The sequence below is a fragment of the Bradyrhizobium sp. Ce-3 genome (genome assembly GCF_022835695.1).
GTDB lineage: Bacteria > Pseudomonadota > Alphaproteobacteria > Rhizobiales > Xanthobacteraceae > Bradyrhizobium.
This window is the reverse complement of record NZ_BQUV01000010.1, coordinates 224,912-247,426: the sequence shown is the minus strand read 5'-3', so window position 1 is coordinate 247,426 and position 22,515 is coordinate 224,912. Positions and strand designations below refer to the sequence as shown.

21 protein-coding genes are annotated in these 22,515 nt (G+C 62.8%); 12 read left to right on the top strand and 9 right to left on the bottom strand.

The window, feature by feature from the left end; all coding sequences use genetic code 11:
• Nucleotides 1–19: 19 nt before the first annotated feature.
• Entirely contained in the window at nt 20–400 is a 381-nt protein-coding gene (locus tag BRSPCE3_RS30570) for a RidA family protein (RefSeq protein WP_244070053.1), read from the top strand.
• A gap of 79 nt (nt 401–479) precedes the next feature.
• Here BRSPCE3_RS30570 and BRSPCE3_RS30565 read toward each other — a convergent pair whose 3' ends face one another.
• The 8 genes from BRSPCE3_RS30565 to mdlC form a co-directional block, all read right to left on the bottom strand.
• Entirely contained in the window at nt 480–1,319 is an 840-nt protein-coding gene (locus BRSPCE3_RS30565; RefSeq protein WP_244070052.1) for a 3-keto-5-aminohexanoate cleavage protein, read from the bottom strand.
• 12 nt (nt 1,320–1,331) lie between these two features.
• Nucleotides 1,332–1,961 carry a protocatechuate 3,4-dioxygenase subunit alpha gene (gene pcaG, locus BRSPCE3_RS30560; RefSeq protein WP_244070051.1) on the bottom strand — a complete coding sequence of 210 codons (630 nt, stop codon included), beginning with the start codon at nt 1,959–1,961 and terminating at the stop codon, nt 1,332–1,334.
• Between the two features lie 3 nt (nt 1,962–1,964).
• Nucleotides 1,965–2,690: a protocatechuate 3,4-dioxygenase subunit beta gene (gene pcaH, locus BRSPCE3_RS30555; RefSeq protein WP_244070050.1), complete on the bottom strand. Its 726-nt coding sequence runs from the start codon at nt 2,688–2,690 to the stop codon at nt 1,965–1,967.
• A gap of 130 nt (nt 2,691–2,820) precedes the next feature.
• A complete protein-coding gene (locus tag BRSPCE3_RS30550; protein WP_244070049.1) occupies nt 2,821–3,999 on the bottom strand; it encodes a 4-hydroxybenzoate 3-monooxygenase in 1,179 nt (392 codons plus the stop codon).
• A gap of 26 nt (nt 4,000–4,025) precedes the next feature.
• The gene (locus BRSPCE3_RS30545; protein ID WP_244070048.1) at nt 4,026–5,450 is read right to left on the bottom strand and encodes an MFS transporter; all 1,425 of its coding nucleotides are present in this window, start codon (nt 5,448–5,450) and stop codon (nt 4,026–4,028) included.
• 94 nt (nt 5,451–5,544) lie between these two features.
• Entirely contained in the window at nt 5,545–6,495 is a 951-nt protein-coding gene (locus BRSPCE3_RS30540) for a ketopantoate reductase family protein (RefSeq protein WP_244070047.1), read from the bottom strand.
• Nucleotides 6,496–6,585: 90 nt separating this feature from the next.
• Complete coding sequence (locus tag BRSPCE3_RS30535; protein ID WP_244070046.1) at nt 6,586–8,037, bottom strand: aldehyde dehydrogenase; 1,452 nt, start codon at nt 8,035–8,037, stop codon at nt 6,586–6,588.
• A 21-nt stretch (nt 8,038–8,058) separates the two neighbouring features.
• The gene (gene mdlC / locus BRSPCE3_RS30530; protein WP_244070045.1) at nt 8,059–9,687 is read right to left on the bottom strand and encodes a benzoylformate decarboxylase; all 1,629 of its coding nucleotides are present in this window, start codon (nt 9,685–9,687) and stop codon (nt 8,059–8,061) included.
• A gap of 96 nt (nt 9,688–9,783) precedes the next feature.
• On the opposite strand from mdlC, the gene BRSPCE3_RS30525 reads away from it, so the two are divergent.
• Complete coding sequence (locus tag BRSPCE3_RS30525; RefSeq protein ID WP_244070044.1) at nt 9,784–10,701, top strand: LysR family transcriptional regulator; 918 nt, start codon at nt 9,784–9,786, stop codon at nt 10,699–10,701.
• 35 nt (nt 10,702–10,736) lie between these two features.
• On the opposite strand, the gene BRSPCE3_RS30520 is transcribed toward BRSPCE3_RS30525, so the two are convergent.
• Entirely contained in the window at nt 10,737–11,732 is a 996-nt protein-coding gene (locus BRSPCE3_RS30520; RefSeq protein WP_244070043.1) for a helix-turn-helix domain-containing protein, read from the bottom strand.
• 284 nt (nt 11,733–12,016) lie between these two features.
• Here BRSPCE3_RS30520 and BRSPCE3_RS30515 point away from each other — a divergent pair, with 284 nt between their 5' ends.
• The 10 genes from BRSPCE3_RS30515 to iaaH all read left to right on the top strand — a co-directional run bounded on the left by BRSPCE3_RS30515 (nt 12,017) and on the right by iaaH (nt 22,485).
• The gene (locus BRSPCE3_RS30515) at nt 12,017–13,330 is read left to right on the top strand and encodes an ABC transporter substrate-binding protein (RefSeq protein ID WP_244070042.1); all 1,314 of its coding nucleotides are present in this window, start codon (nt 12,017–12,019) and stop codon (nt 13,328–13,330) included.
• A 53-nt stretch (nt 13,331–13,383) separates the two neighbouring features.
• Entirely contained in the window at nt 13,384–14,085 is a 702-nt protein-coding gene (locus tag BRSPCE3_RS30510) for an ABC transporter ATP-binding protein (RefSeq protein WP_244070041.1), read from the top strand.
• Nucleotides 14,072–14,764 carry an ABC transporter ATP-binding protein gene (locus BRSPCE3_RS30505; protein WP_375709986.1) on the top strand — a complete coding sequence of 231 codons (693 nt, stop codon included), beginning with the start codon at nt 14,072–14,074 and terminating at the stop codon, nt 14,762–14,764. Before BRSPCE3_RS30510 ends, BRSPCE3_RS30505 begins: the two co-directional genes overlap by 14 nt.
• A gap of 2 nt (nt 14,765–14,766) precedes the next feature.
• Nucleotides 14,767–15,633: a branched-chain amino acid ABC transporter permease gene (locus BRSPCE3_RS30500; protein WP_244070039.1), complete on the top strand. Its 867-nt coding sequence runs from the start codon at nt 14,767–14,769 to the stop codon at nt 15,631–15,633.
• Nucleotides 15,630–16,664: a branched-chain amino acid ABC transporter permease gene (locus BRSPCE3_RS30495; RefSeq protein WP_244070038.1), complete on the top strand. Its 1,035-nt coding sequence runs from the start codon at nt 15,630–15,632 to the stop codon at nt 16,662–16,664. Before BRSPCE3_RS30500 ends, BRSPCE3_RS30495 begins: the two co-directional genes overlap by 4 nt.
• 22 nt (nt 16,665–16,686) lie before the next feature.
• Nucleotides 16,687–17,691, top strand: coding sequence for a nitrilase (locus BRSPCE3_RS30490; protein WP_244070037.1), 1,005 nt, complete (start codon nt 16,687–16,689; stop codon nt 17,689–17,691).
• A gap of 84 nt (nt 17,692–17,775) precedes the next feature.
• Entirely contained in the window at nt 17,776–18,894 is a 1,119-nt protein-coding gene (locus BRSPCE3_RS30485; protein WP_244070036.1) for an alpha-hydroxy-acid oxidizing protein, read from the top strand.
• A gap of 192 nt (nt 18,895–19,086) precedes the next feature.
• On the top strand, nt 19,087–19,980 hold the full coding sequence (locus tag BRSPCE3_RS30480; RefSeq protein WP_244070035.1) for a carbon-nitrogen hydrolase family protein: 894 nt from the start codon (nt 19,087–19,089) through the stop codon (nt 19,978–19,980).
• Nucleotides 19,981–20,205: 225 nt separating this feature from the next.
• A complete protein-coding gene (locus tag BRSPCE3_RS30475) occupies nt 20,206–20,934 on the top strand; it encodes a LuxR C-terminal-related transcriptional regulator (protein ID WP_244070034.1) in 729 nt (242 codons plus the stop codon).
• 141 nt (nt 20,935–21,075) lie between these two features.
• A complete protein-coding gene (iaaH, locus tag BRSPCE3_RS30470) occupies nt 21,076–22,485 on the top strand; it encodes an indoleacetamide hydrolase (protein WP_244070033.1) in 1,410 nt (469 codons plus the stop codon).
• Nucleotides 22,486–22,515: the final 30 nt, after the last annotated feature.

The following is a 22,515-nucleotide window of genomic DNA, read 5'->3' as shown; positions in this document are numbered from 1 at the left end:
AAGAGGAAGGTTCAGTCTTATGTCGACGTCACACGAAAACAGACCGCGATTTTCGCCGGCCCGCCGCGTCCCGCTCGGACCGAGCGGGGATCTGCTGTTCTTGTCGGGAAGCCTTTGCGTCGACGAGGACGCGCGCGATAACATCGAGCTCCAGACCCGCCGGATATTCGAGCGCATCGCGCGCGTGTTGGGCAAGCACGGCGCCTCGCTGTCGGATATCGTGAAGACCACGGCCTTTCTGGCCGACCTCGCCGACTATGACGGCTTCAACAGGGCTCGCGTCGAAATATTCATGGGCGCCAAAGAGCCGCCGGCCAGTACCGCCATCGGAGCCGGGTCGCTCCTCGGTGTCGGCACACGCGTGGAGATCGAGGCGGTTGCATTCGTGCCGTCGCGCTGACGCGCCGTGAGTCGGGCCACGTCTTGGCTACCTCCGACCATCGCGCCAAGACGTCGCGCGTGCAATCGCCGCCGGATGGCTAAGCGACGGGATCGAGGTGGAGAGCCAAGCGTGCCTCCCGCGGCGAGGCGGGGCGGGCACCGTGTCGGCCGATGGCGTCGACGGCGAGCTTGACCAGCTCTGCATTGCTGCTTGCGAGCCGGTCCCTGGAAATGCGGATGTTGTCTTCGAGGCCAGTGCGCACTCCGTCACCGCCGCGGGCCAGAACCCATTCCATGACGCGCGCCTGGTTTGCTCCGATCCCCGCCGCCGTCCACGTGGACTGCGGCAGGACACGCCGGGTTTCGTCGAGCAAGATATCAAGGAGTCGCTCGTCGGCGGGCATTGCGTTCAGCACGCCCATCACGAATTGGACGTGTGGGCGCGTATCCATCAGTCCCTTGTCGATCAGGCGGCGTGCGCCGTGGATGTGGGACAAGTCGAAGATTTCGATCTCGGGCCGGATGCCATTGTCCCGCATTTTCGAGGCGAGGTCCTCGACTAGTGTCGTGTGGTTTTCATAGATGATGGTGGGGAAGTTGACCGAGCCCGTGGACAGCGACGCCATATCGGGCTTCAGATAAAGCGCCGAGCCGCGCGCGGCCGGGTCGCGGCCCCGTCCGCCGGTCGAGAACTGAACGATCATGCCGGGGCAATGTTTCTCAACGCCTTCCTTCACGACCGCAAACCGCGCGGCATCGGAAGACGGGCTTTCGTCGTCGTTGCGCACATGGATATGGACGAGCGACGCGCCCGCTTCGAACGCCTCGTGCGTCGATTCGATCTGTTCGGCGGGTGTCACCGGCAAAGCCGGATTATCACTTTTGCGCGGCACTGATCCGGTGATGGCAACTGCGACGACGACGGGTTTGGTTGGCATGGCTCTCGATCCTCAAGCGTCAAAGAACACGGTTTCACGCTCGCCCTGGAGGTGAATATCGAACGAATAGACCGTCTTGCCATCGCGCTGTTCGCGACGCGCCAGCAACGTATCGCGGCGCATCGCGGGCTCGATCATGCGCAGCACCGGATCTTCAGCGTTGGCGATCGGCTCGTCGGCGAAATACATGCGCGTTGACAGCCCGATATTCACGCCGCGCGCGGCCAGCCAGAGATTGACATGCGGCGCCATCAGCCCGTGCCCGCGGCGGCCGATGACGCGCCCCGGCTTGATGGTCTCGAAGGCGTAAACGCCCGTCTCGAAGTCCGTACCGGCGCGGCCCCAGCCGCGGAACGACGGGTCGACCGGCTGATCGTCCTGTCGGTCCGCCGGGTGGCTGTACCGGCCCGCTGCGTTGGCCTGCCAAATCTCCACCAGCATATCGCGCACCGGCGAGCCTGTCCCATCCAGAATGCGTCCTTCGATGCGGATGCGCTCGCCGGGCGTCTCGGGGACGAAGAGCACGTTGCCGAAATTGTTCTGGAATATGTCGAAGCCGGCCTGCTGGGGAATCAAGCCGATATGGACATAGGGACCAGCTGTCTGCGACGGCGTTTCGGGCGTATACGGCAGAACGGTCATCGCTCAGGTTCCCTCCCTCTTGTTCTCGAACAGGGTTTGACGACTTCCCCGCAGCACGATGTCAAAGCGATAGGCGAGCGTATCGAGCGGCACCGAGGCGTTGAGGTCGAGCCGTGCGATCAGGCGATCGCGCGCCTTCGGATCGGGGATCGTCTGCAAGATGGAGTCATGAGGGATGAGCGGATCGCCTTCGAAATACATTTGCGTGATCAGGCGCTGCGCGAATCCGGATCCGAAGATCGAGAAATGGACGTGGGCGGGCCGCCAGGAATTCACCTGGTTCCGGAATGGATACGCACCGGGTTTCACGGTGCGAAAGGCGTAGTATCCTTCCGCGTTCGTGAGCGTGCGGCCACAGCCTCCAAAGTTGGGATCGACGGGCGCGAAATAGGTGTCGTTCTTGTGCCGATATCGCCCGCCGGCATTTGCCTGCCAGATCTCGATCAAGGTGTTGCGAACGGGCTGACCGGCTTCGTCGCGGACGTGCCCATGAATGATGGTCCGCTCTCCGATCGGCTCGCCGGTTCGCGCATAATTGAGCAAGAGATCATTGTCGAGCGGCCCCAATTCTTCGGGCTTGAACAAAGGACCGGTTACCTCGGACAGCGAGGTTTGCAAGGACCAGAGGGGCATGCGCGGCGAACGCAATACGCTCGTCTTGTATTGCGGAGTAAACGCAGGCGGATGCAGACGACGGTCGCGTTGAAAGAATTCTCTCTCGACCATCATGGCCGGCGCCCCTGTTTTTCACATGTATGCTTCTTCAATGCTTGGAGCTCCACCGCATGCGAGCAGTCCATTTTTACATCCTGCCGAGCGAGCCCGGTGATCGCGGTACCGCGTCGTGGACTTCGCCGCTTCATGCCAACGGCAGCCCTACATAGTTCTCAGCAAGAGTTGTCGCGGCGGCCCGCGACGATGCCACGAGCTCGAGCTCTGCGAGTTGACGCTTCAGGTCGAATTCGGTGCCTTCATGGAATCGGTGCAGCATCGACGTCATCCACCAGGAGAAGTGTTGAGCGCGCCATACCCGCCGAAGCGCAGTAGGCGAATACGCGTCTAGAAGCTCGGTGGATCGACTGGAATAGTACGAGGTCAGTGCTCGGGCGAGGACGTGCACGTCCGCCGCCGCCAGATTCAAGCCCTTGGCGCCGGTCGGAGGGACGGAGTGCGCTGCGTCGCCTGCAAGGAACAGCCGGCCATGCTGCATCGGCTCGCAGACGAAGGAGCGCAGCGGGATGATCCCCTTCTGAAAGATCGCTCCCGTCTTGAGCTCGAACCCGTCGCCGCCTACCCGCGTCTGCAACTCGTTCCAGATCCGGTCATCGGACCAGTTGTCGATGTTGTCGGCGGGATCGCACTGGAAATACATGCGCTGCACGTCGGGGGACCGCGTCGAGATCAGCGCGAACCCGCGTTCATGATGGGCATAGATCAGCTCCTCGGATGACGGGGGTGCCTTGGCCAAGATGCCGAACCAGCCGAACGGGTAGACGCGGAAATAGTCGCGGCGGACCAAATGTTCCGGAATGGCCGCGCGGCTTGTGCCGTACCCGCCGTCGCATCCGGCGACGAAGTCGCAGGACAGTTCCCGCGTCTCGCCGTCCTTGGTGGTGAATCGGATGACGGGCTGGTCGGAGCTGAGGCCGTCGATGCCCGTTGCCTTGGCTTCAAAATGAACCTGGCCGCCAGTACGCAAGCGAAGCGCGATCAGATCTTTCAGAACTTCATGCTGCGGGTAGACCGTGATCTTGCGGCCATTCGTCAGGTCTTGAAGATCGATGCGATGCCCGCGGCCGCCGAATCGCAACTCGAAGCCGCCATGCACGAAGCCCTCGCGCTTCATGCGCTCTCCGGCGCCGATCTCGGTCATCAGGTCTACGGTCGACTGCTCAAGCACGCCGGCCCGAATCGTCTTCTCGATCTCTTCCCGCGACCGGCTTTCAACGATGACCGATTCGATGCCGTTCAGATGCAGTATATGAGAGAGCAGCAGCCCCGCCGGACCGGCTCCGACAATACCTACTTGTGTTCGCATTGAGTGTTCCTCTCGGGATGTCCGCGTCAGGTTTCGTGTGCGGGGATGTGGCGTCGAACGACGGCGAGCGAGAGGGCGAGGCCGGTCATCGCGACGCCCAGCATCAGGAGATAGCCATCCTTGCCGCCGGCCGTGATCACGGTTGCACCGGCGAAGGCACTGAGGATCGCCCCAAGCCGACCGAAGGCGAGGGCGGAGGCGGTGCCGGTGGCCCGGACAGTGGTCGGGTAGACGTAGGCGCAGACGGCATACATGGTCGACTGCACCGCATTGGCGAAGAAGCCCTGCACACCGAACCCGATGATCAGAATGCTCGTCTGTAGCGCGATGTTCACCCTGGTCAGGTAAAACGCGGTAGCGGCGCCGAGGAGGCTGCACAGCAGGAGCGGCCAGCGGGAGCCAAACCGGGTGATGGTCATGGCGCAGATCAATGCGCCGAGGACTCCGCCGAAATTGTAGGCCGTCAGGCCCGCGCCGGCGATTGCAACGTCCAGTCCTTCTGATGCAAGCATCGTCGGCAGCCACGTGAAGGCGCTGTAGACGGCCAGCAGGTTGAGAAAGAAGGCGCACCAGAGCGCGATCGTGTCGCGCGTCCTGCCCTGCTCAAACAGCGCAAAGAAGCCCTCGCGTTTCTCGATCCGCTGCTCGCCTAGATCGGTAAAGACAGTGTCGGCCGCGACCGGTCGCGTCATGCGTCCGACGAGCCGGCTCAACTCGGCCCAACGCGCCGGCCGGCGCACGAGAAAGCGGGGTGTTTCGGGGAGAATGAAGAGCAGGATGAAGCTCAGGAGCACGGCCAGAGCGCCGCCAAGAAAGAACAGGGCCCTCCAACCGAGGTTCGGCAGGACGAGGCCGGCGAACAGGCCGGCCAGCATGCCTCCAAGCGGGACACAGACGATGGTCGCGGTAATGGCGAGCGTCCGCCGCCGCGCGGGTGTGAATTCCGCTGCAACGGTGGTGGAGCTCGGCAAGGCTCCGCCAATGCCGAGGCCGGCGATGAATCGTAGTGTGCCGATCTGCCAGAGGTTGGCCGCAAAGCCGATGCAGAAGGTTGCCAGCCCGAAAACCATTACGCTGACGATCACAGCCCCGCGTCGTCCGAACCGGTCGGCTAGGAGGCCGGCGAAGGCGCTCCCTATCCCCATTCCGATCAGCCCGGCCGCAAGTGCGGGAGCAAAGTCGCCGCGGGTAACACCCCACTCCTTGATCAGGACTGGAACGGCGAAGCCGATCAGCTGTCCATCGAACCCGTCCATGATGATCGACAGGGCGGCGATGAAGACGACCATCTTCTGCATGGCGCTCCAGGGGCTGTTATCGAGCAACTCGCCGATGTCGAGGGAAGGATGCGCGCTTTCGCGGCCGCCGCTCATCCCGGCGGAAAGGCGAGTTGGATCTAAGCCCGTTGCTGCGATGTGCAGAGCGTGGCCCATGGGAGACGGCTCGTTCACGACGGATTTCCTCTCTGTTGTTTTGCGTCGTGTTGGTCGAAGTGCCGACACGATCCTTCGCTTGCCTGCATCACCGGCGCAGGATGTCCGCTATTCAGGAATTGCAGGCGATCTTCGAATCGATGTGTCGAATTAGGGTCAAGACGGTGTCGGTAATTGGCGTGGAAATGCCGCGTTGCCTCGCGTGCCCCACGACGGTGCCGCAGATCGCTTCGATCTCCGTGGGCTTTCCGGCAAGCACGTCCTGCAGCATCGAAGGCTTGTGACCCGTGTGGTGATGCATCGCAGATGCCAAGGTCTGCTCGACGTGCGAATGGTTCACCGCAAAGCCGCAGGCGATAGCCGTCTTGCAGACTTCCGCAGCGATCGCGATCGCCAGCCCCCGAGTGATCGGGTCGCGGCCGATCTCGCCGACCGTTGAGCGCGTCAGCGCGCAAAGCGTATTCAGCGCGGCGTTGAACGCCACCTTCTCCCAGATGGCCGTTTCGACCTGCGGATCGACGGTGGCGTTTAGTCCTCCGCGCGCGAGCAGATCAGGGAGCTGTGCCAGAATCGGCGCGGCAGGCTCGGCGATCGCCGCGAGGCGAGCGACACCCGTTCCGTGCGACCCGACATGACCCGGAGCGACCAGATCGGCAGGATAGGTCGTCATGCCGATCAGGACGTTCTGGGGGCGAGCGAACGCGGTCAGCGCGAGCTTGTTGTCGAGGCCGTTCTGAAGGCTCAACAATACCGTCCCGGGGCCGATGCAGCTGCGGACCGCCGAGAGTGCAGTCGTCGTATGCATGGCCTTGGTGAAGACGATGATGAGGTCGAATGTCGTCGTCACTTCGTGCGGAAGGAGAGCCGGGACGCGGATGAATCGTCTGCCCGAGTCGGTGCTCAATTCGAGGCCGTGCATGCGGATCGCCTCCACATGCGGAATATTCAGATCAATCAGGGTGACGTCCGATCCGCCTTCGAAAAGGCAGCCGCCGAACAATGATCCCATCGCGCCGGAGCCGAGAATGGCGATCCGATGCTGCTGTAGCTGCTGATCTGACATTCTGTGCTCCATTTGGACGAGCTTCCTCGCGCCTCCCCTGAGGGGAGGCGACATCACTTCATTGGAGGTTGAGATCGGGCTCGTGCTTGATCAGAACGGATAGTGTCGTTCGCTGGTCTGAATCGTCATCCAGCGAACGTCCGTGAACTCGGCAATTCCGGACTTGCCGCCAAATCGGCCGTATCCGCTGTCCTTCACGCCTCCGAACGGCATCTGGGCCTCGTCATGCACGGTGGGGCCGTTGATGTGGCAGATGCCGGACTGGATGCGCGCCGCGACGCGCATGCCTCGCGCCGTATCCCTGGTGAACATGGCGGACGACAGGCCGTAGGCGTTGTCGTTCGCACAAGCGATCGCGGCGTCCTCGCCCTTGACCCGAACGATCGGCTTGATCGGTCCAAACGACTCTTCGCTGTAGATTCGCATGTCCGGTGTGACGCCGTCGATCAGCGTGGCGGGCATCAGCGTGGAATCGGCCTTGCCGCCGCACAGCAGTTTCGCGCCCTTCGCGAGTGCGTCGTCGATCAGTTCGTTGCAGCGCTTGACGGTCGTCATGTCCACGACGGAGCCGAGAACGACAGGGCCCTTCCTCGGGTCGCCGAGCGGCAGCTTGGAAGCCTTGTCGGCAAGGCGGCCTACAAACTCGTCTGCGATGGTCTCATCGACAATGATGCGTTCGGTCGACATGCAGATCTGCCCCGAATTCGCGAAAGCACCGAACGCCGCCGCGTTCACGGCGGCGCCGATGTCGGCATCGTCCAGGATGACGAGCGGTGCCTTGCCGCCGAGTTCGAGGACGGCCGGCTTGAGATACTTCGCGCATGTCGCGGCTATGATCTTCCCGACGCGGGTCGATCCGGTGAAGTTGACGCGGCGGACAGCGGGATGCGCGATCATCGATTCGACGACGGCGCCGGCATCCGACGGCGCGTTGGTCACGTAATTGACGACCCCCTTGGGGAAGCCGGCTTGCTTGAAAGCCTCGACGATCAGCCCATGCGTCGCGGGGCACAGCTCGGAGCCCTTCAGGACGACGGTGTTGCCGCAGGCCAGCGGCAGCGCGATGGCGCGCACGCCGAGGATGACAGGTGCATTCCAGGGCGCCATGCCCAGGACCACACCGGCGGGCTGCCGCACCGCCATCGCAAAGCTGCCGGGCACGTCGGAGGGAATGATCTCACCGCTGATCTGCGTCGTCATCGCCGCGGCTTCGAGCAGCATGCCGGCCGCGAGATGGACGTTGAAGCCTGCCCAGATCCCCGAGCCGCCGGTTTCAGCAGCGATGGACGCGGCAAATGCCGGGCCCATGGCTTCCAACGCGTGCGCGGCCCGGGTCAGCAGGGCGCGACGTTCCGAGGGGCCCGTCGCAGACCAGCTCGGGAAGGCTGTGGCGGCTGCTTCCACGGCAGCGACCGCATCGCGCGTCGTGGCGGCCGGCGCGCGCGTCGCAACCTGGCCATCGAGCGGATTGAGGCGCTCGAATGTGCCGTTACCGGTGGCCGCTTGTGGTTCGCCGCCGATCAGCATTGAAATCGAATTCATGTCTACTCCCTCGGTTCTGTTCTATTTGTGCAGGTCTCTGTCCTCGACCTCGACTTCGATCAGGGTTGGTCGTTCGGACTTAAATGCGGTGGCCAGGGCGTCGTGGAGGCCTTCGGCCTTCTCGACATGCGTTGCGGGGCAGCCGAAACCCCTTGCGATCGAGACGAAATCGAGCCCAGGTAGGTCGGTGCCCTGGACGGGCTCCTGCGAGCCGAAGCCGAACACGGGCGCGAAATCCTGTAGCGCGGCGTAGCGCCGGTTCTTGAGAATGACGAAGCTAACGGGCAGGCCGAGTTGCGCCGCGCTCCAGATTGCCTGGATCGAGTAGAGGCTCGAGCCATCGCCCATGAGGGCGATCACGCGGCGGCCGGGCTTGCCGAGAGCCACGCCGACAGCCGCCGGCATGCCGTAGCCGAGGCCGCCGCTATCCATCGTGTAGAACGATTCACTCTGTGTAATCGGCAGGTGCGCCTGCATCACGGCCCTGGCGCCCGGCGCTTCCTCGACGATGATGCCATCAGCTGGTTTCGTATCGGCGATGGCCTGCATCACGTAGGCGGTCGAGAGCGGTGCCGTCGGCTGCACTCTCGGGGCGCCGACGCGCGCCGGCGGGGCATCGCGTCTCGCTGGCGCCGCACGTGCGAGAAGATCCAGGAGGCCCAGCCCTACGCTGCCGATCGCGGCCATTCCCTCCGGCGTCCATGCGGCGGTCTGCGGGTCGTCGGTCAACTGGCAGAGCTCGGCCCCGGCCGGAAGATGCGGACCGAACCCCTCGACATGATAGGAGAACGCCGGCGCGCCGATCGCGAAGACGAGATCGTGTCCCTGAAGCAAATGGACGATCTTCTCGCGGATTGCCGGCAGGAAGCCGGCGAACAATCGGTGGTCTTCCGGGAAGCTGCAGCGGCCGGACATCGGCGCAGCGAAGACACGCGCATTGTGCGTTTCGGCGAGCCGCCGGACCTCGTCAAATGCCCCGTCGCGATCAACGGCCGCCCCGACGACAAAGGCCGGTCGCTTCGCGCGGTCGAGGGCGTTCCCGATCTGCTCGAGAATGGCGGGAGCGGGGCGGACCTGCTGGCTGACGGTGCGCGCCGGCAGGTATTCGGCTGGACGATCCCAATCGTCCACCGGCACCGAGACCAGGACGGGACCGCAGGGCTGGGTCATGGCCATGTAGTAGGCGCGCGCGATTGCATGCGGCACGTCCTCGGCACGCGCGGGTTCGATGCTCCATTTCACATAGGGCTTCGGAAGCTCGGTGGCTTCGCGGGAGGCGAGAAACGGGTCGAACGGGAGAATGGAGCGGGCCTGCTGGCCGGCGGTAATCACGAGGGGCGTCCGGTTCTTGAACGCGGTGAAGATGTTCCCCATCGCATTGCCGACGCCCGCCGCCGAATGCAGGTTGACGAAGGCCGCATTGCGCGTCGCCTGCGCGAAGCCGTCGGCCATGCCGACGACGACGGCCTCCTGAAGTCCGAGAACGTAGCGGAAGTCATCGGGGAAGTTGCGGAACAACGGCAATTCCGTCGATCCCGGGTTGGCGAAGACGGACGTCATGTCGAGACGGCGCAGCAGATCGATGACCGCATCGCGCACGGTCGGTGCCTTCACGCGTCGTTGTTCGAACGTATCCGTCCCTGTGGCCATGTCCGCTTCTTCCCGGTTTCCGTTGTTGTCGGGACACTAGGGGACGGCCCCATTGCAGAGAATTGAAAAAATCGGGAAAAGCCATTACACTCGGTTATGGCATTGAGCATCGAACAGCTGTCGACCTTCACGACGATCGCCAAGGCGGGAAGCCTCGGCCGGGCCGCCGCCCAGCTGAACATGACGCAGCCCGCGCTCAGCCGCGCGATCAAACGGCTGGAACAGCAGCTCGGCGCCGAACTTTTCGAACGCCACTCCAAGGGAATGCAGCTCACCGATATCGGCAGGGCGTTCTTGCCGCACGCGACGTCGCTGCACGCCGAAGCCTCGCAGGCATTGGAAGAGATTCAGGCGTTGCGCGGCGGCGCGAAGGGGACCGTTCGGGTCGGGGCGGTGGCGAGCATCGCGAGTTCGATCCTGCCGCCTGCGATCGAGCGTACCTTGACCAGGTGGCCTGGCCTCCATTTCGAGGTATTGGAGGGCGTCTGGGATCTGCTAGCGGCGAGTTTGTCGAAGCACGAAATCGATCTCGCCTTGGGCGCGGAAGCGCCCGACACGGACGAAATCGTTGCAGTTCGCGATTGCTACTGGGAGGACACCAGCTACGTGGTCGTTGCGTCGGACCATCCTCTCAGGCGTCGCCGAAAGCTGACGCTCGCCGATACGCTTCACGAGAAATGGACGATCCCGCCGCCCGGCACCGGTCCGCATCAGCATGTCGAACGGGTGTTCGCCGAACAGGGCCTCGGCATGCCCGATGTGATCGTCAGAACGCGCTCGATCACGGTGCTCAAGAGTCTGGTCGTTGATTCCGGGTTTCTGAGTTGGATGGCGGAGCCGATGTTCGAGCCGGAGCGACGCGCCGGCCTGATTGCTCCGCTTTCGATCGCCGGCGTCGATGGGAGCCGAAGATTGGTGGCATTTCGCCGCCGGCGGGGTCTCCTCGCCGTGCCGGCGCTCAAACTGCTGGACGAGTTGAGGCGGCTGACCTCGGCGGGAAGCCGCAAACGCTGATCGCAAGTCCAGCCATGGCGGCTGGACCGCGTCCTCTAGGAATGCATCGCCTCGCCGTTTCTATAGTCGCGCGGCGCCAATCCGAACTTGATCCGGAAGGCCTTGCTGAAGTGGCTGAGATCGTTGAACCCGTTGTCCATCGCGATCTGGGACACACCGCGCGCGCGCAAGGCCGGATCCTTCAGTTGTTCGGCACATCGATCGAGCCGCCTCGACCAAATGTAGCGCGACAATGAGGTCCCCTCAGCTTCGAGCAGCTGGTTGATATATCGCGTCGACAGCTTGAGCTCGGCCGCAATTGTGGCCGGTGTCAGTTCGGCGTCGTGAACGTTCCGCTCGACCGTCTCCTTCACTCTCATCAGGGCCAGGCTCCGATATTCGGTAAGGGAGGGTGAGCGAGAGTCGGCCAATTCCGCCAACAGGGCGAGCAGAAGATCCTTGAAGTTCTGCGATACCTTGAGGCCAGCCGCACGGCTCGTGAGATGGGGCGCACGATCGATGAGATGCGACACGTAGCCGAAGACCATCGGTGCGAGCTCCGATCGTTCGCTCAAGTTGCAAGCCGACAGACGATTCAGATGCGGAATCCGGCCGACGCACTGCTCGCGGGGGACCCGAATGCACGCAATTTCAAACGCCTCGTGCGAGGAAAGCTTGTAAGGTCTCGTTGCGTCACACAGCGCGCCGTCGCCGAGCTTGAGCTGCGCCGAGCGCCCGTCCTGCTCGGCGACCAGCGAGCCCGACAGCACGAAATTGAAGACCAGCACAGAGCTGTCCGCGCGGGAGATGCCTGCCGTGCTTCGCTGAGCCACGTGGGGTGAAGCCTTGATGCGGCCCAGGTCGAGACCATTGATCGGAGTGCAGTGGAAGGACGCATCAAACTGACCCTCGCCGAGCAGCCGGTAGTCCAGGTCGACGAGATTGCGGCACACCACGTCGTGCCAAAAGTCGAAGCGCTCTCGCGGCGGAAGGCTCGCCGTCGACGCGAAGCACGGCTGCATCGAAGCAGCCTTTGTGGCTTCCAGAAGCATCTCTTGATTCCCCTCGGTCCGTTACGATGGGGGTTCTTGGGCGCCCCTTCGGCGGTCGATCGCTGACCGTCATCCGCCAGCGCGAAGTTTATTGCTCAATTTTGAGCGATCAAGCACGAAATATGCCAATTTTACGAATTTGGTCGAGGCATTCCCTCGGGGAGGGACATCGCGTCCCGCCGTCTCAAACAAGTTTCTGTTCCGTCCGAACCAAGCCGTCTCCGGCCGAAGCTGACCAAAGTGGGCCCGCCAATTCGGTCAGCATTTTTGCATCGGAGAGAATTATGGCTTCAAGGATTAACTCCAGACTTGTCCCCGAGACCGGTATCGCCGACCCCGCGCGACGCGATTTCCTCAAGGCCGCCGCGGCATTGACGGCGGGGGCGACTCTCGGCTCGACCGGCCGCGCCTGGGCCGCCGCCGACAAGAAGATCCGCATCGGCTACATCAGCCCGAAGACCGGGCCTTTCGCGCCGTTTGCCGAGGCCGACGATTTCATTCTCGATCAGGTCAGGAAATCGCTCGCCGGCGGATTGTCGGTGGGGGGCTCGAAATATGAGGTCGAGATCATCGCGCGTGACGATCAGAGCAGCCCGGATCGGCAGTCCAACCTCGCAGCGGAGCTGATCAACAAGGAGAATGTCGATCTGATGCTCGCGCAGGTCTCGATCGGTCCGGCGGTGTCGCAGCAATGCGAGCTCAACGGCGTTCCCTGCATTTCGACGATGGGCCCCTGGCAGGCGTGGATGTTCCCGATGAAGGGCGATCCGGCCAAGGGCTTCAAGAACGTGTTTCATTTCTTCTGGGGGATAGAGGACATCGCGGCCGTCTATCTCGACATCTGGAAGGACGCGGACACCAACAAGGTGGTCGGCTCGGTCTTTTCGAATGACGTTCCCGGCAATGCCATGGGCGATCTGAAGCTCGGAATGCCGGGCGCCTTCGCCAAGGCCGGCTACAAGATCGTCGACATCGGCCGGTTCCCGGTCGGCGCCGATGACTTCTCGACCCACATCCAGGCCTTCAAGAAGGAGGGCGTCGAGATCGTCACCGGCCTGTTCAATCCCCCCGAATGGGCGACCTTCCTCAATCAATCGGCCCAGATGGGATTCAAGCCGAAGCTTTGCACCATCGCGAAGGCGTTGCTGTTCCCGGGTGGCGTGGCGGCTCTCGGACCACGCGCGGAGGGCATGTCCACCGAGATCTGGTGGTTGCCCAGCTACCCGTTCCGCTCGAGCCTGACGGGGCAAACCGCGGCCGAGCTCGCCGCTTCCTACCAGGAAACCACGAAGCGGGAGTGGACGCAGCCGATCGGCGTCGCGCATGCTCTGTTCGAGGCCGGCGTACAGGCCCTGAAGGCAAGCGGCGATCCGAAATCCCCGGGCAAGGTCGTCGAAAGCCTCCGCAAGCTCAAGACCGACACGGTCATCGGAAATCTCGATTTCGGTGCGAGCGGCATCGCGAATGTCTCGAAGATCCGGGTGGTCGGCGGGCAGTGGCATGTCGAGGCCGGCGGAAAGCCGCACCTCTACATCACGAGCAACAGCACGGCGCCCGAAATCAAGGCTGAGCGCAAACTCGAACTGCTCAAGAGCTGACGACGATGACAGCGTTGCTGGAGCTACGGGACGTCAGCAAGCATTATCGCGACATGGTCGTGATCCCCGGCCTGACGCTTACGGTTCGGGCAGGCGAGTTCGTCGGCGTGATCGGACCGAATGGAGCGGGCAAGACCACTCTGTTCGGCCTGATCTCCGGCAATCTCACTTGTAATTCCGGCGCGGTCTATTTCGGTGGGGAAGACGTCACCGCGCTCGGCGCCGACGCGCGTTGCCGCGCGGGCATCGGCCGGACGTTCCAGATCCCACAACCGTTCCAGGGCATGACCGTGTTTGAGAACGCGCTCGTGGCGGCGACCTTCGGAGCTTCTCTGCACGGGAAGCAAGCGAAGCAAAAAGCCAGGGAAGCGCTCATCAGCTGCGGCATCGAGCATCTCGGTGATACAACCGCCGGGCGGCTTACGTTGCTGCAGCGCAAGAGGCTCGAACTGTCTCGCGCGCTTGCGACCGAGCCACGGTTGCTGCTGCTCGACGAAGTCGCGGGCGGGCTGACGGACGCCGAGGTCGGCGAACTGCTGGATCTCGTCACCTCGATCCACAAAGCCGGCGTGACCGTGATCTGGATCGAGCATCTCGTCCATGCGCTGGTCTCGTCAGCCGATCGACTGCTCGTGCTGTCCGAAGGAAGGTTGCTCGGCGACGGCGCGCCCGGCGCGGTCATGAGCAGTCGCGAAGTTCGCGACGTCTATCTTGGATCCGATCTCGACGAGCAGGCGCATCATGCTGCGCACTGAAGATCTCAACGCGAACTACGGCATGTTTCAGGCCCTGTTCGGCATCAATTTCTCGGTCGGGCGTGGCGAGGTCGTGTCGTTGATCGGAGCGAATGGCGCCGGGAAGTCGACGCTTCTTCGCGCCATCGTGGGCTCCGTCCAGGTTGCCGCCGCGAGCGTGCTGCTTGACGGAAAGCCGGTCGGCGGCTCCGTCGAGATCGATCAACTAGACCGTGGAATTGCGCTGGTGCCGGAAGGTCGCCGGCTGTTTCCGAGCCTGACCGTCGAGGAGAATCTGCTGCTCGCCGCGCGAAACGGCCGTCGTGGTCCATGGACGCCCGACCGTCTCTATCGCGAATTGCCGGTTCTCCAGAAGCTGCGGTCTCGTCCCGCTACGGCTCTTTCCGGCGGTCAGCAGCAGCTCGTGGCCGTCGGCCGGGCACTCGTCACGAATCCCGACTTCCTTCTCTGCGACGAGATATCGCTCGGGCTTTCGCCGGTCGCGGTCGAGGCGGTCTACGAGTTGCTCGCCACCGTCATCGACGAAGGCATGGCCATCGTCCTGGTCGAGCAGAACGTGCGTCGCGCGCTCGCGAAGTCGTCCAGGTACTACTGCATGTTGAAGGGAAATGTCGTGCTCGAGGGAAACTCGAAGACCGCCGACTATGCGCGCGTGTCGGCCGCGTATTTTGGAGACTGATCGTGCAGATCGCCGCGGAAACGTTGCTGAACGGGTTGATGCTGGGTGCGCTCTACGCGCTGTTCGGGCTTGGCCTGAGCCTGAGCGTCGGGGTCATGCGCATGATCAATATCGCCCATGGCGATCTGATCGTCGTCGGGGCCTATCTGACCAGTGCGGTGATGAGCGGCGCGGGCGCTGGTGCTTTCACCGCCTTGCTCGTGGTCATTCCGATGATGTTCGCGCTCGGTTGGCTGCTTCAGGTCACCTTGCTCAATCGCGTCGTCGGACGGGATCCTCTCGCTCCGCTGCTTCTGACATTCGGCCTCTCGATCGTGTTGCAGAATGTCCTCCAGGAAATGTTTTCGGCTGACACGCGCAGTTTGCAGGCCGGCGATCTGGCTGGTCTGGGCTTCAGCGTTGCCGGCGTCTCCATCGGCGTTCTTCCGCTGCTTTCCGCACTCGCGAGCGTCGCTCTGCTCGGGGCGACGCACTGGTTGGTCGGGCACACGCATTTCGGATGCCAGGCGCGCGCAGTGTCAGACGATCCGGGCACCGCAAGGCTGGTCGGCGTGAACGATCGCCGCTTCTTTGCGATTGTAACCGGGGTCATCTTTTCGACCATCGGCGTCGCGGCGGTGCTGTACGCGCTCAGAACGCCGTTCTCGCCGACGGCCGGGCCCGAGCGGCTGCTGTATTCGTTCGAGGCGGTGGTGCTCGGCGGGCTGGGCAATATCTGGGGTACGCTTTTCGGCGGGCTCGTGATCGGCGTCGCTCAACTCTTCGGCGCGAAGATCGCCTCGGGCCTCGGTCCGTTCTTCGGTCATCTCGTATTTCTCGTCGCTTTGCTCGCTCGTCCCCAAGGTCTGTTCGGAAAGGCGGCATCATGACCGCGGTCACCCTGTCGAATGCGAATTCGAAGACGACATTGGTACGGATTTCCGCGGGGGCTGGGCTCCTTGTCGTCGCTACGCTCGCAGTCTTGATTCCCTGGTTCTCGACGTTCGCCGTGCAGCGGCTGCTCGTCGAAGTCTTCACGCTGTTTGCCGTCGCGCTCGCCTGGAATCTACTCGCCGGTTACGGCGGTCTGGTTGCCATCGGCTTGCACGTGTTTGTGGGCGTAGGTGCCTATTCGCTGTTCACGCTATCGAACCAGCTGCAACTCAATCCGTTTCTGCTGCTGCCTGCCGCAGCCGTCTTTGCCGCCGCCTTCGCGCTTGTTTCAGCCTGGCCGATGTTCCGCCTGAGCGGCGCCTACTTCGCGGTCGGCACCTGGGTTCTCGCCGAAATGATGCGGATACTGACGTTGAACTCGCCATGGCTGGGAGCCGGAGGCGGCATGCCGCTGGAGGCGATGGGCGATATCGATCGGTGGACGCGCAACGCGGGGGTATACTGGGCAGCGTTGTTCGTCGGCGTCGGATCGCTTGTCGCGAGCCGACAGGTGCTACGCGGCGCGCTGGGGCTTGCGTTGATGAGCGTGCGTGACTCCGAACCTGCCGCGATGGCCAGCGGCGTTCCGGTCGCCCGTGCGAAGATCGCGCTTTGGGTCCTGTGCGCCGTCATGGCGGGGCTTGCCGGCGCGGTCTCGTACATGAATACGCTTCAGGTCACGCCGGATGCCTCGTTCTCGCTGAACTGGACCGCCGCCGCGATCTTCATTGCCGTTCTCGGCGGCATCGGAACGCTGGAAGGCCCGATCGTGGGGACCGTTGTTTATTTCCTGCTGCGCGAGACCTTTGCGGGCTATGGCGCCTGGTACTTCATTGGGGTCGGGCTGCTTGCGATCTTGACCATGGTGGCAGCTCCAGGCGGCGCCGTTTCTCTCATTCCGGAAAAGTGGCGCCTCGATCCGTTCCGGATACGCCGGCGCATGGCCGAGTCCGATCCGGACCGATCCGCGTCATTCCCCACAACCTGAAACCTGGTCCGGAGATCTCGCCATGCAGGACACGAAATTCAAAGTCGCGGTCGTTCAGGCCGCACCGGTATTCATGGATGCGCCGGCTTCCGTGGCCAAGGCGATTGGCTTCATCGAGGAGGCGGGTGCAGCAGGGGCGAAACTGCTGGCGTTCCCGGAAGTCTGGATTCCAGGCTATCCTTGGTGGCTTTGGCTCGGGACGCCGGCTTGGGGAATGCAGTTTGTTCCCCGCTATCACGCCAATTCGCTGCGTGCTGATGGGCCCGAAATCCTCGATCTCTGTGCGGCCGCCGCCAAAGCGAAAATCAATGTTGTGATGGGCTTCTCCGAAATCGACGGAGGAACGCTCTACCTCAGTCAGGTTTTCATTAGCGATGCGGGAAAGATCATCTTCAACCGTCGAAAGCTCAAGCCGACCCACGTCGAACGTACGCTATATGGTGAAGGAGATGGGTCTGATTTCCGCGTCGTCGAGAGCAGCGTCGGACGCCTCGGAGCCTTGTGCTGTGCCGAGCACATTCAGCCGTTGTCGAAGTACGCCATGTACTCGATGCACGAGCAAGTTCACGTGGCGTCGTGGCCATCCTTCACGCTGTATCGCGGCAAAGCCTACGCTTTGGGCCACGAGGTGAATCTCGCCGCCAGCCAAATCTACGCGCTGGAGGGAGGTTGCTTCGTCCTGCATGCCTCGGCAATTACCGGTCAGGATATGTTCGACATGCTTTGCGATACTCCGGAAAAGGCCGATTTGCTGAACGCGGAGGGAGCGAAGCCGGGTGGAGGCTATTCGATGATCTTCGGTCCCGACGGTCAGCCGTTGTGCGAGCATCTGCCGCAGGACAAGGAAGGCATCCTCTATGCTGACGTAGACCTGTCAATGATTGCAATCGCCAAGGCGGCCTACGACCCTTCGGGGCACTACGCCCGCGGTGACGTCGTCCGCCTCATGGTCAACCGTAGCCCGCGTCTCACGAGCGTCAGCTTCAGCGAAGACGAGACGGCCGCGGTCACATTCACCGAGACTTGAACGGTCTACGCGATATTGGTCGACTTGCGGAGAACCGTGTGGGGTTGCCCTTATGACAAGAACGGCGTGGCTTGAGGTCTTGCAGTGACCCCGATTAGCGTAGACGACTATCGAAGCCTGGCTAAGCGTCGCCTTCCAAAAATGGTGTTCGACTATCTCGATGGGGGAGCCGAAAGCGAACGTGGTTTGCACCGAAATCTTGGAGCTTTTGCGGCGATAAAGCTTGCTCCTCGGCGCCTTGTCGATGTCAGCCAGCGCAGTTCGTCGGTATCTCTATTCGGACGGTCGCTTCCAACGCCCTTTGTGGTCGCACCGACAGGCCTGAACGGCGCTCTGTGGCCTGACGGCGATGTTGCGCTAGCCCGGGCCGCTCGCAGTGCGGGGATCCCGTTTGTACTTTCGACTGCATCAAACGCGACAATTGAGGACGTGGCGGAGCGGGCGGGCGGTGATCTTTGGTTTCAGCTTTACGTCGTGCAGCGAGATCTGGCGCAGCAGCTTGTCCGCAGGGCCAAAGATGCGGGTTACCATGTGCTGGTCCTCACCGTTGATGTCGCGGTGAATGGCAAAAGGGAGCGTGATCTGCGAAATGGGTTTGCGATTCCGTTCCGCCAGACTCCCCGATCGGTTCTGGACGCCGTAACTCATCCAGGGTGGGCGCTCAGGCAAATCCGCCATGGGTTGCCCCAGCTCGCGAATTTTGCCAGCCCTGAGGCAACCGACGTGAACGCACAAGCCGCCTTGATGCGTCGGCAGATGGATGCCAGCTTCAGCTGGCAGGATCTTCAGGCGCTCCGCGACGCCTGGCCGAGTACGCTCATAGTGAAGGGCATTATGACTCCGGCCGACGCAAGTCGATGCCGGGAACTTGGCGTTGATGCCGTCGTTCTGTCCAATCATGGAGGAAGGCAGATCGAGGACGTTCAGGCGCCCATAGATTTGTTAGCGCAAATGTCGGATCAGACTGCGATGCCACTCCTCGTCGATGGCGGCATACGCCGCGGAGCAGATGCGGTTAAGGCGTTGGCGCTCGGTGCCAAGGCGGTGTTGTTGGGACGTGCCATCCTTTATGGGCTCGCCGCTGCCGGCGAAGAAGGGGCTCGTCACGTGCTTGAAATCCTCACTGCCGAACTCGATACGACGCTGGCACTTATCGGCTGTCCAGAGGCCGCACGTCTTGACAGCCAGTTCATCCAATTATGAGGAGCCACACACCGTCGCGCCGGCGTCAAAGCAGACGCGCCGCTGGCCGCGCCCGAAGCAAGAATGACGGTGGGAAGGATATGCTCATCGAGCATATCCGGGGGATGGAACGGCAATCTAGAGTTTGACGGAAATTCCTCCAGTCTGCGACGGAACGTGAAGGACATTGCAATGAGAGAAGGAAGCATCACCGTGGCGGCCGTCCAGAGTGAACCGGTATGGTTTGACCTGGCCGCCACCACCGAGAAGACCATCACCCTGATCGCAGAAGCTGCCCGGAAAGGCGCTCGGGTCATCGCGTTTCCGGAGGTCTGGCTTCCGGGCTATCCCGTGTTCCTGTGGCTCGGGGATGAGCAATGGCAAGCCGATTACAGACGTACCTATATCAAGAACTCGGCTGAGCATGGTGGCCCGGAACATAAGCGTATCGCCGCCGCGGCACGAGAGCATGGCATCATGGTCGTGCTCGGCGTCAGCGAACGTGACGCGGAAGGCCGCATCTTCATCGCGCAGTGGATCATCGATGAATCAGGGAAGACCATCCTCGCACGGCGCAAGCTGAAGCCATCCAACGCCGAAGGTACCTTCTACGCAGCAGGCGATCCCAACACCAACCTGATCGTGGTGGATACGAACGTCGGCACGATCGGGGCGCTGAACTGCTCGGAGCACAAGCGTCCATTGCTGCGCCACATCATGCTCGGGCTCAACGAACAAATCCACGTCGCGGCGTGGCCGGCTTTCGGTCTGGTGCCGGAGAACATCCCGATGAGCGCCAAGGTCAACATGAACGCGACCAGCGGGTATGCCGCGGAGGGCGGGATGTTCGTGCTCGCGCCGACCCAGGTGATCGGCGCCGCGTTGCAGAAGGAGTTCTCCGACACGCCGGAGCGCGCCCGGATGATCAGCAGCGGCGGCGGGGCAACCCACATTTTCGGACCCGACGGCCAGGATGTTGTGGCGCCGCTCGGCCACGACGAGGACGGCCTCCTGATTGCGACGATCGATCTGTCGAAGGTCCGCCGCCCGTTCGACCCGGATCCGCTGTCGCCGATTCCCGCGCTGGCGTCGCAATCGGCCGTCTGAGAGCGGCGCGCACGGCGGCCTGGAAGAAAACGCCCTCGACGACCACGAGGGCATCACCCTGAGCTGGTCTCGCTGTAAACCGGACTGATCCGGTGGCGCCCAGTCCGTAAGCCGAGCCGCCAGTCGGATGCTGTCGGCCGTCCCGAATTAATCCCTTTGTGCTCTCGGCAGCTCCCCTTATGGTGGCAAGAAACTTGCACGGTCACCTGGGAGGAGGGACAATCGATGGTGCACGTCCGTGACGTCAGCTCGCAAGATCTGAAGCTATTCGGTGACATCGTCGTGCGGCTCGAGCGGATGGAGCCGGGTGCCGACCTGAGACGGGCAATATTGCCCGATCTGCTTCGGCTGCTGCGCGCTGATTTCGGAGCATCGTATATCTGGCATCCGGATGCTCAGCATTTCCAGCACGGCGTCGCATTCAACATGGATCCGCAGAATCTGAAGCGTTATGACGACTGGTATCAATTTCATGATCCGATGACGGCTCAGCTTCGTCAGCGTCGGCGCGCATCGTTCGTCGAGGAGGTGCTGTCCCGGCGCGACATGGTGCGCACCGAGTTCTACAACGACTTCCTGGCGCGCGATGGTCTTCACCACGGGGTCAACATGTATGTTTTCGACGGCCACCGCGACCTCGGAGACCTTCGGATTTGGCGTGCGGCGTCGCGACCTGATTTCGAAAGTCGCGAGATCGATCTTCTGACCGGTCTTGAGCCGTTTTTGCGAGGCGCGATGTTGCGCGCGATACATCGCTACGAGGATCTGACACCACGGGAAACGGATGTTGCCGACCTGATCGCTCGCGGCTGCACGGACCGGGACATCGCGCGGCTGCTCAATATCGGCTTCGCGACCGTGCGCACTCATATCAACAATGCCATGCGGAAGCGCTGTTGCGCCAACCGGGCTGAACTTGCCGCCACGGTCGTGCGCGAGAAGGCCAACAGCTAGGCGGGGTGTCTCCGGCTACTTCGTCGCCGCTGCCTCGATGTTGCATTGCGGCGAAGGGGCGGCTCCACATTTCTGTTGATACCGCCGTTGGCGCGGGCATCCTACTCATCGTCCCTCAGAAGCATCATTCGAGAGCGGGCGATGAACAATCTGCACGAACTGGGTGTGGTGGAGGCCGCTGCCGCGATCCGCTCGGGAGACCTCACGGCGGAGGGCCTTGCAGCGGCACTCCTGGAGCGGGCGCACACGCATTCTTCCCTGAATGCATTCATGACTCTCGAGCCGGACCAAGTCATGGCCGCGGCTCGCCGCGCCGACCAGCAGAGACAGGCCGGTCAGCAGCTTGGGTCGTTGCACGGGGTGCCGATTGCACTGAAGGACAACATCAATACTGCCGACATGCCGACCACTGCCGGAACGCCCGGTCTGCGCGAACACCGGCCGCGGGCAGATGCGCCGGTGGTCAGCGCCCTGAAAGCGGCGGGCGCGATCCCCTTCGGCAAGGTCGGAATGCACGAGTTGGCATTTGGAATCACCTCGAACAATTCAGCCTTCGGCGCCATCAAGAATCCATTCGGTCACCGTCACGTGCCTGGAGGCTCGAGCGGCGGTTCTGCCGCAGCCGTCGGCGCGCGCATCGTTCCGGCCAGTATAGGCTCGGACACCGGCGGATCAGTCCGCGTTCCAGCCGCTTTCTGCGGGGTGATGGGGTTTCGGCCAACCCTGCTGAGGTGGCCTCAGGCTGGCATCGTTCCGATCTCATCGACACGGGACACGGCTGGTCCCCTCGCGCGCAAGGCGGCTGACCTTGCCGCGTTGGACGCCGCCGTCACGGGCGAGCGAGATCCGATGCCGGTGACGCGGCTGTCCGGCTTTCGCATCGGCGTGCCGCGGGGATTCTTCTGGGAGGATCTTGAGGAGGAAACGTCCCGCATATGCGAATCCGCGCTCGAAGCGCTGAAGCATGCGGGCGTTGTCCTGGTCGACGTCGATCTGCCGGAAATTGCCGCAGTCGATGAGGCTGTTTCATTTACAGTCGCCTTGTATGAAGCGAAGCGGGACTTGGACCGGTATCTGGAAGGCGAAGGCGTTGCTAAACGCTTCGCAGAGATCGTGGCGGAAGCCGCGAGTCCCGACGTCAAGACCATTCTGAGGCCGCTGCTGGACCCGGCAACGGCGATCTCCGAGCGAGCCTATCGCGACGCGATCGAGGTTCATCGGCCGAAGCTCATTTCTCTCTATCGAGCCTGCTTTTCCAACCATCGAGTTGACGCCATTGTCTTCCCGACGGCGCCCGTGCCGGCGCCACTCATCGGTGAAGACGAAACCGTGATCCTCAATGGACGCGCCGTTCCCACCTTTCCGACGGTGGTGCGCAATACGGATCCGGGAAGCAACGCGGGAATTCCCGGCATCAGCCTTCCCGTCGGGCTCACCCGGAGCGGATTGCCGATCGGTCTCGAATTCGATGCTCCCGCAGGGCGCGATCGAGATCTGCTCTCTCTTGCCATTGCACTGGAGAGCCTGTTCCCGGCACCGCCGTTACCGTGAATCGATTGCCGACACAGTGGATGCGATAAT

Coding starts and splice junctions, on each gene's coding strand:
- BRSPCE3_RS30570 (WP_244070053.1), top strand. CDS start 20: ATGTCGACGTCACACGAAAACAGACCGCGATTTTCGCCGGCCCGCCGC.
- BRSPCE3_RS30565 (WP_244070052.1), bottom strand. CDS start 1,319: ATGCCAACCAAACCCGTCGTCGTCGCAGTTGCCATCACCGGATCAGTG.
- pcaG (WP_244070051.1), bottom strand. CDS start 1,961: ATGACCGTTCTGCCGTATACGCCCGAAACGCCGTCGCAGACAGCTGGT.
- pcaH (WP_244070050.1), bottom strand. CDS start 2,690: ATGATGGTCGAGAGAGAATTCTTTCAACGCGACCGTCGTCTGCATCCG.
- BRSPCE3_RS30550 (WP_244070049.1), bottom strand. CDS start 3,999: ATGCGAACACAAGTAGGTATTGTCGGAGCCGGTCCGGCGGGGCTGCTG.
- BRSPCE3_RS30540 (WP_244070047.1), bottom strand. CDS start 6,495: ATGTCAGATCAGCAGCTACAGCAGCATCGGATCGCCATTCTCGGCTCC.
- BRSPCE3_RS30535 (WP_244070046.1), bottom strand. CDS start 8,037: ATGAATTCGATTTCAATGCTGATCGGCGGCGAACCACAAGCGGCCACC.
- mdlC (WP_244070045.1), bottom strand. CDS start 9,687: ATGGCCACAGGGACGGATACGTTCGAACAACGACGCGTGAAGGCACCG.
- BRSPCE3_RS30525 (WP_244070044.1), top strand. CDS start 9,784: ATGGCATTGAGCATCGAACAGCTGTCGACCTTCACGACGATCGCCAAG.
- BRSPCE3_RS30520 (WP_244070043.1), bottom strand. CDS start 11,732: ATGCTTCTGGAAGCCACAAAGGCTGCTTCGATGCAGCCGTGCTTCGCG.
- BRSPCE3_RS30515 (WP_244070042.1), top strand. CDS start 12,017: ATGGCTTCAAGGATTAACTCCAGACTTGTCCCCGAGACCGGTATCGCC.
- BRSPCE3_RS30510 (WP_244070041.1), top strand. CDS start 13,384: ATGGTCGTGATCCCCGGCCTGACGCTTACGGTTCGGGCAGGCGAGTTC.
- BRSPCE3_RS30505 (WP_375709986.1), top strand. CDS start 14,072: ATGCTGCGCACTGAAGATCTCAACGCGAACTACGGCATGTTTCAGGCC.
- BRSPCE3_RS30495 (WP_244070038.1), top strand. CDS start 15,630: ATGACCGCGGTCACCCTGTCGAATGCGAATTCGAAGACGACATTGGTA.
- BRSPCE3_RS30490 (WP_244070037.1), top strand. CDS start 16,687: ATGCAGGACACGAAATTCAAAGTCGCGGTCGTTCAGGCCGCACCGGTA.
- BRSPCE3_RS30475 (WP_244070034.1), top strand. CDS start 20,206: ATGGTGCACGTCCGTGACGTCAGCTCGCAAGATCTGAAGCTATTCGGT.
- iaaH (WP_244070033.1), top strand. CDS start 21,076: ATGAACAATCTGCACGAACTGGGTGTGGTGGAGGCCGCTGCCGCGATC.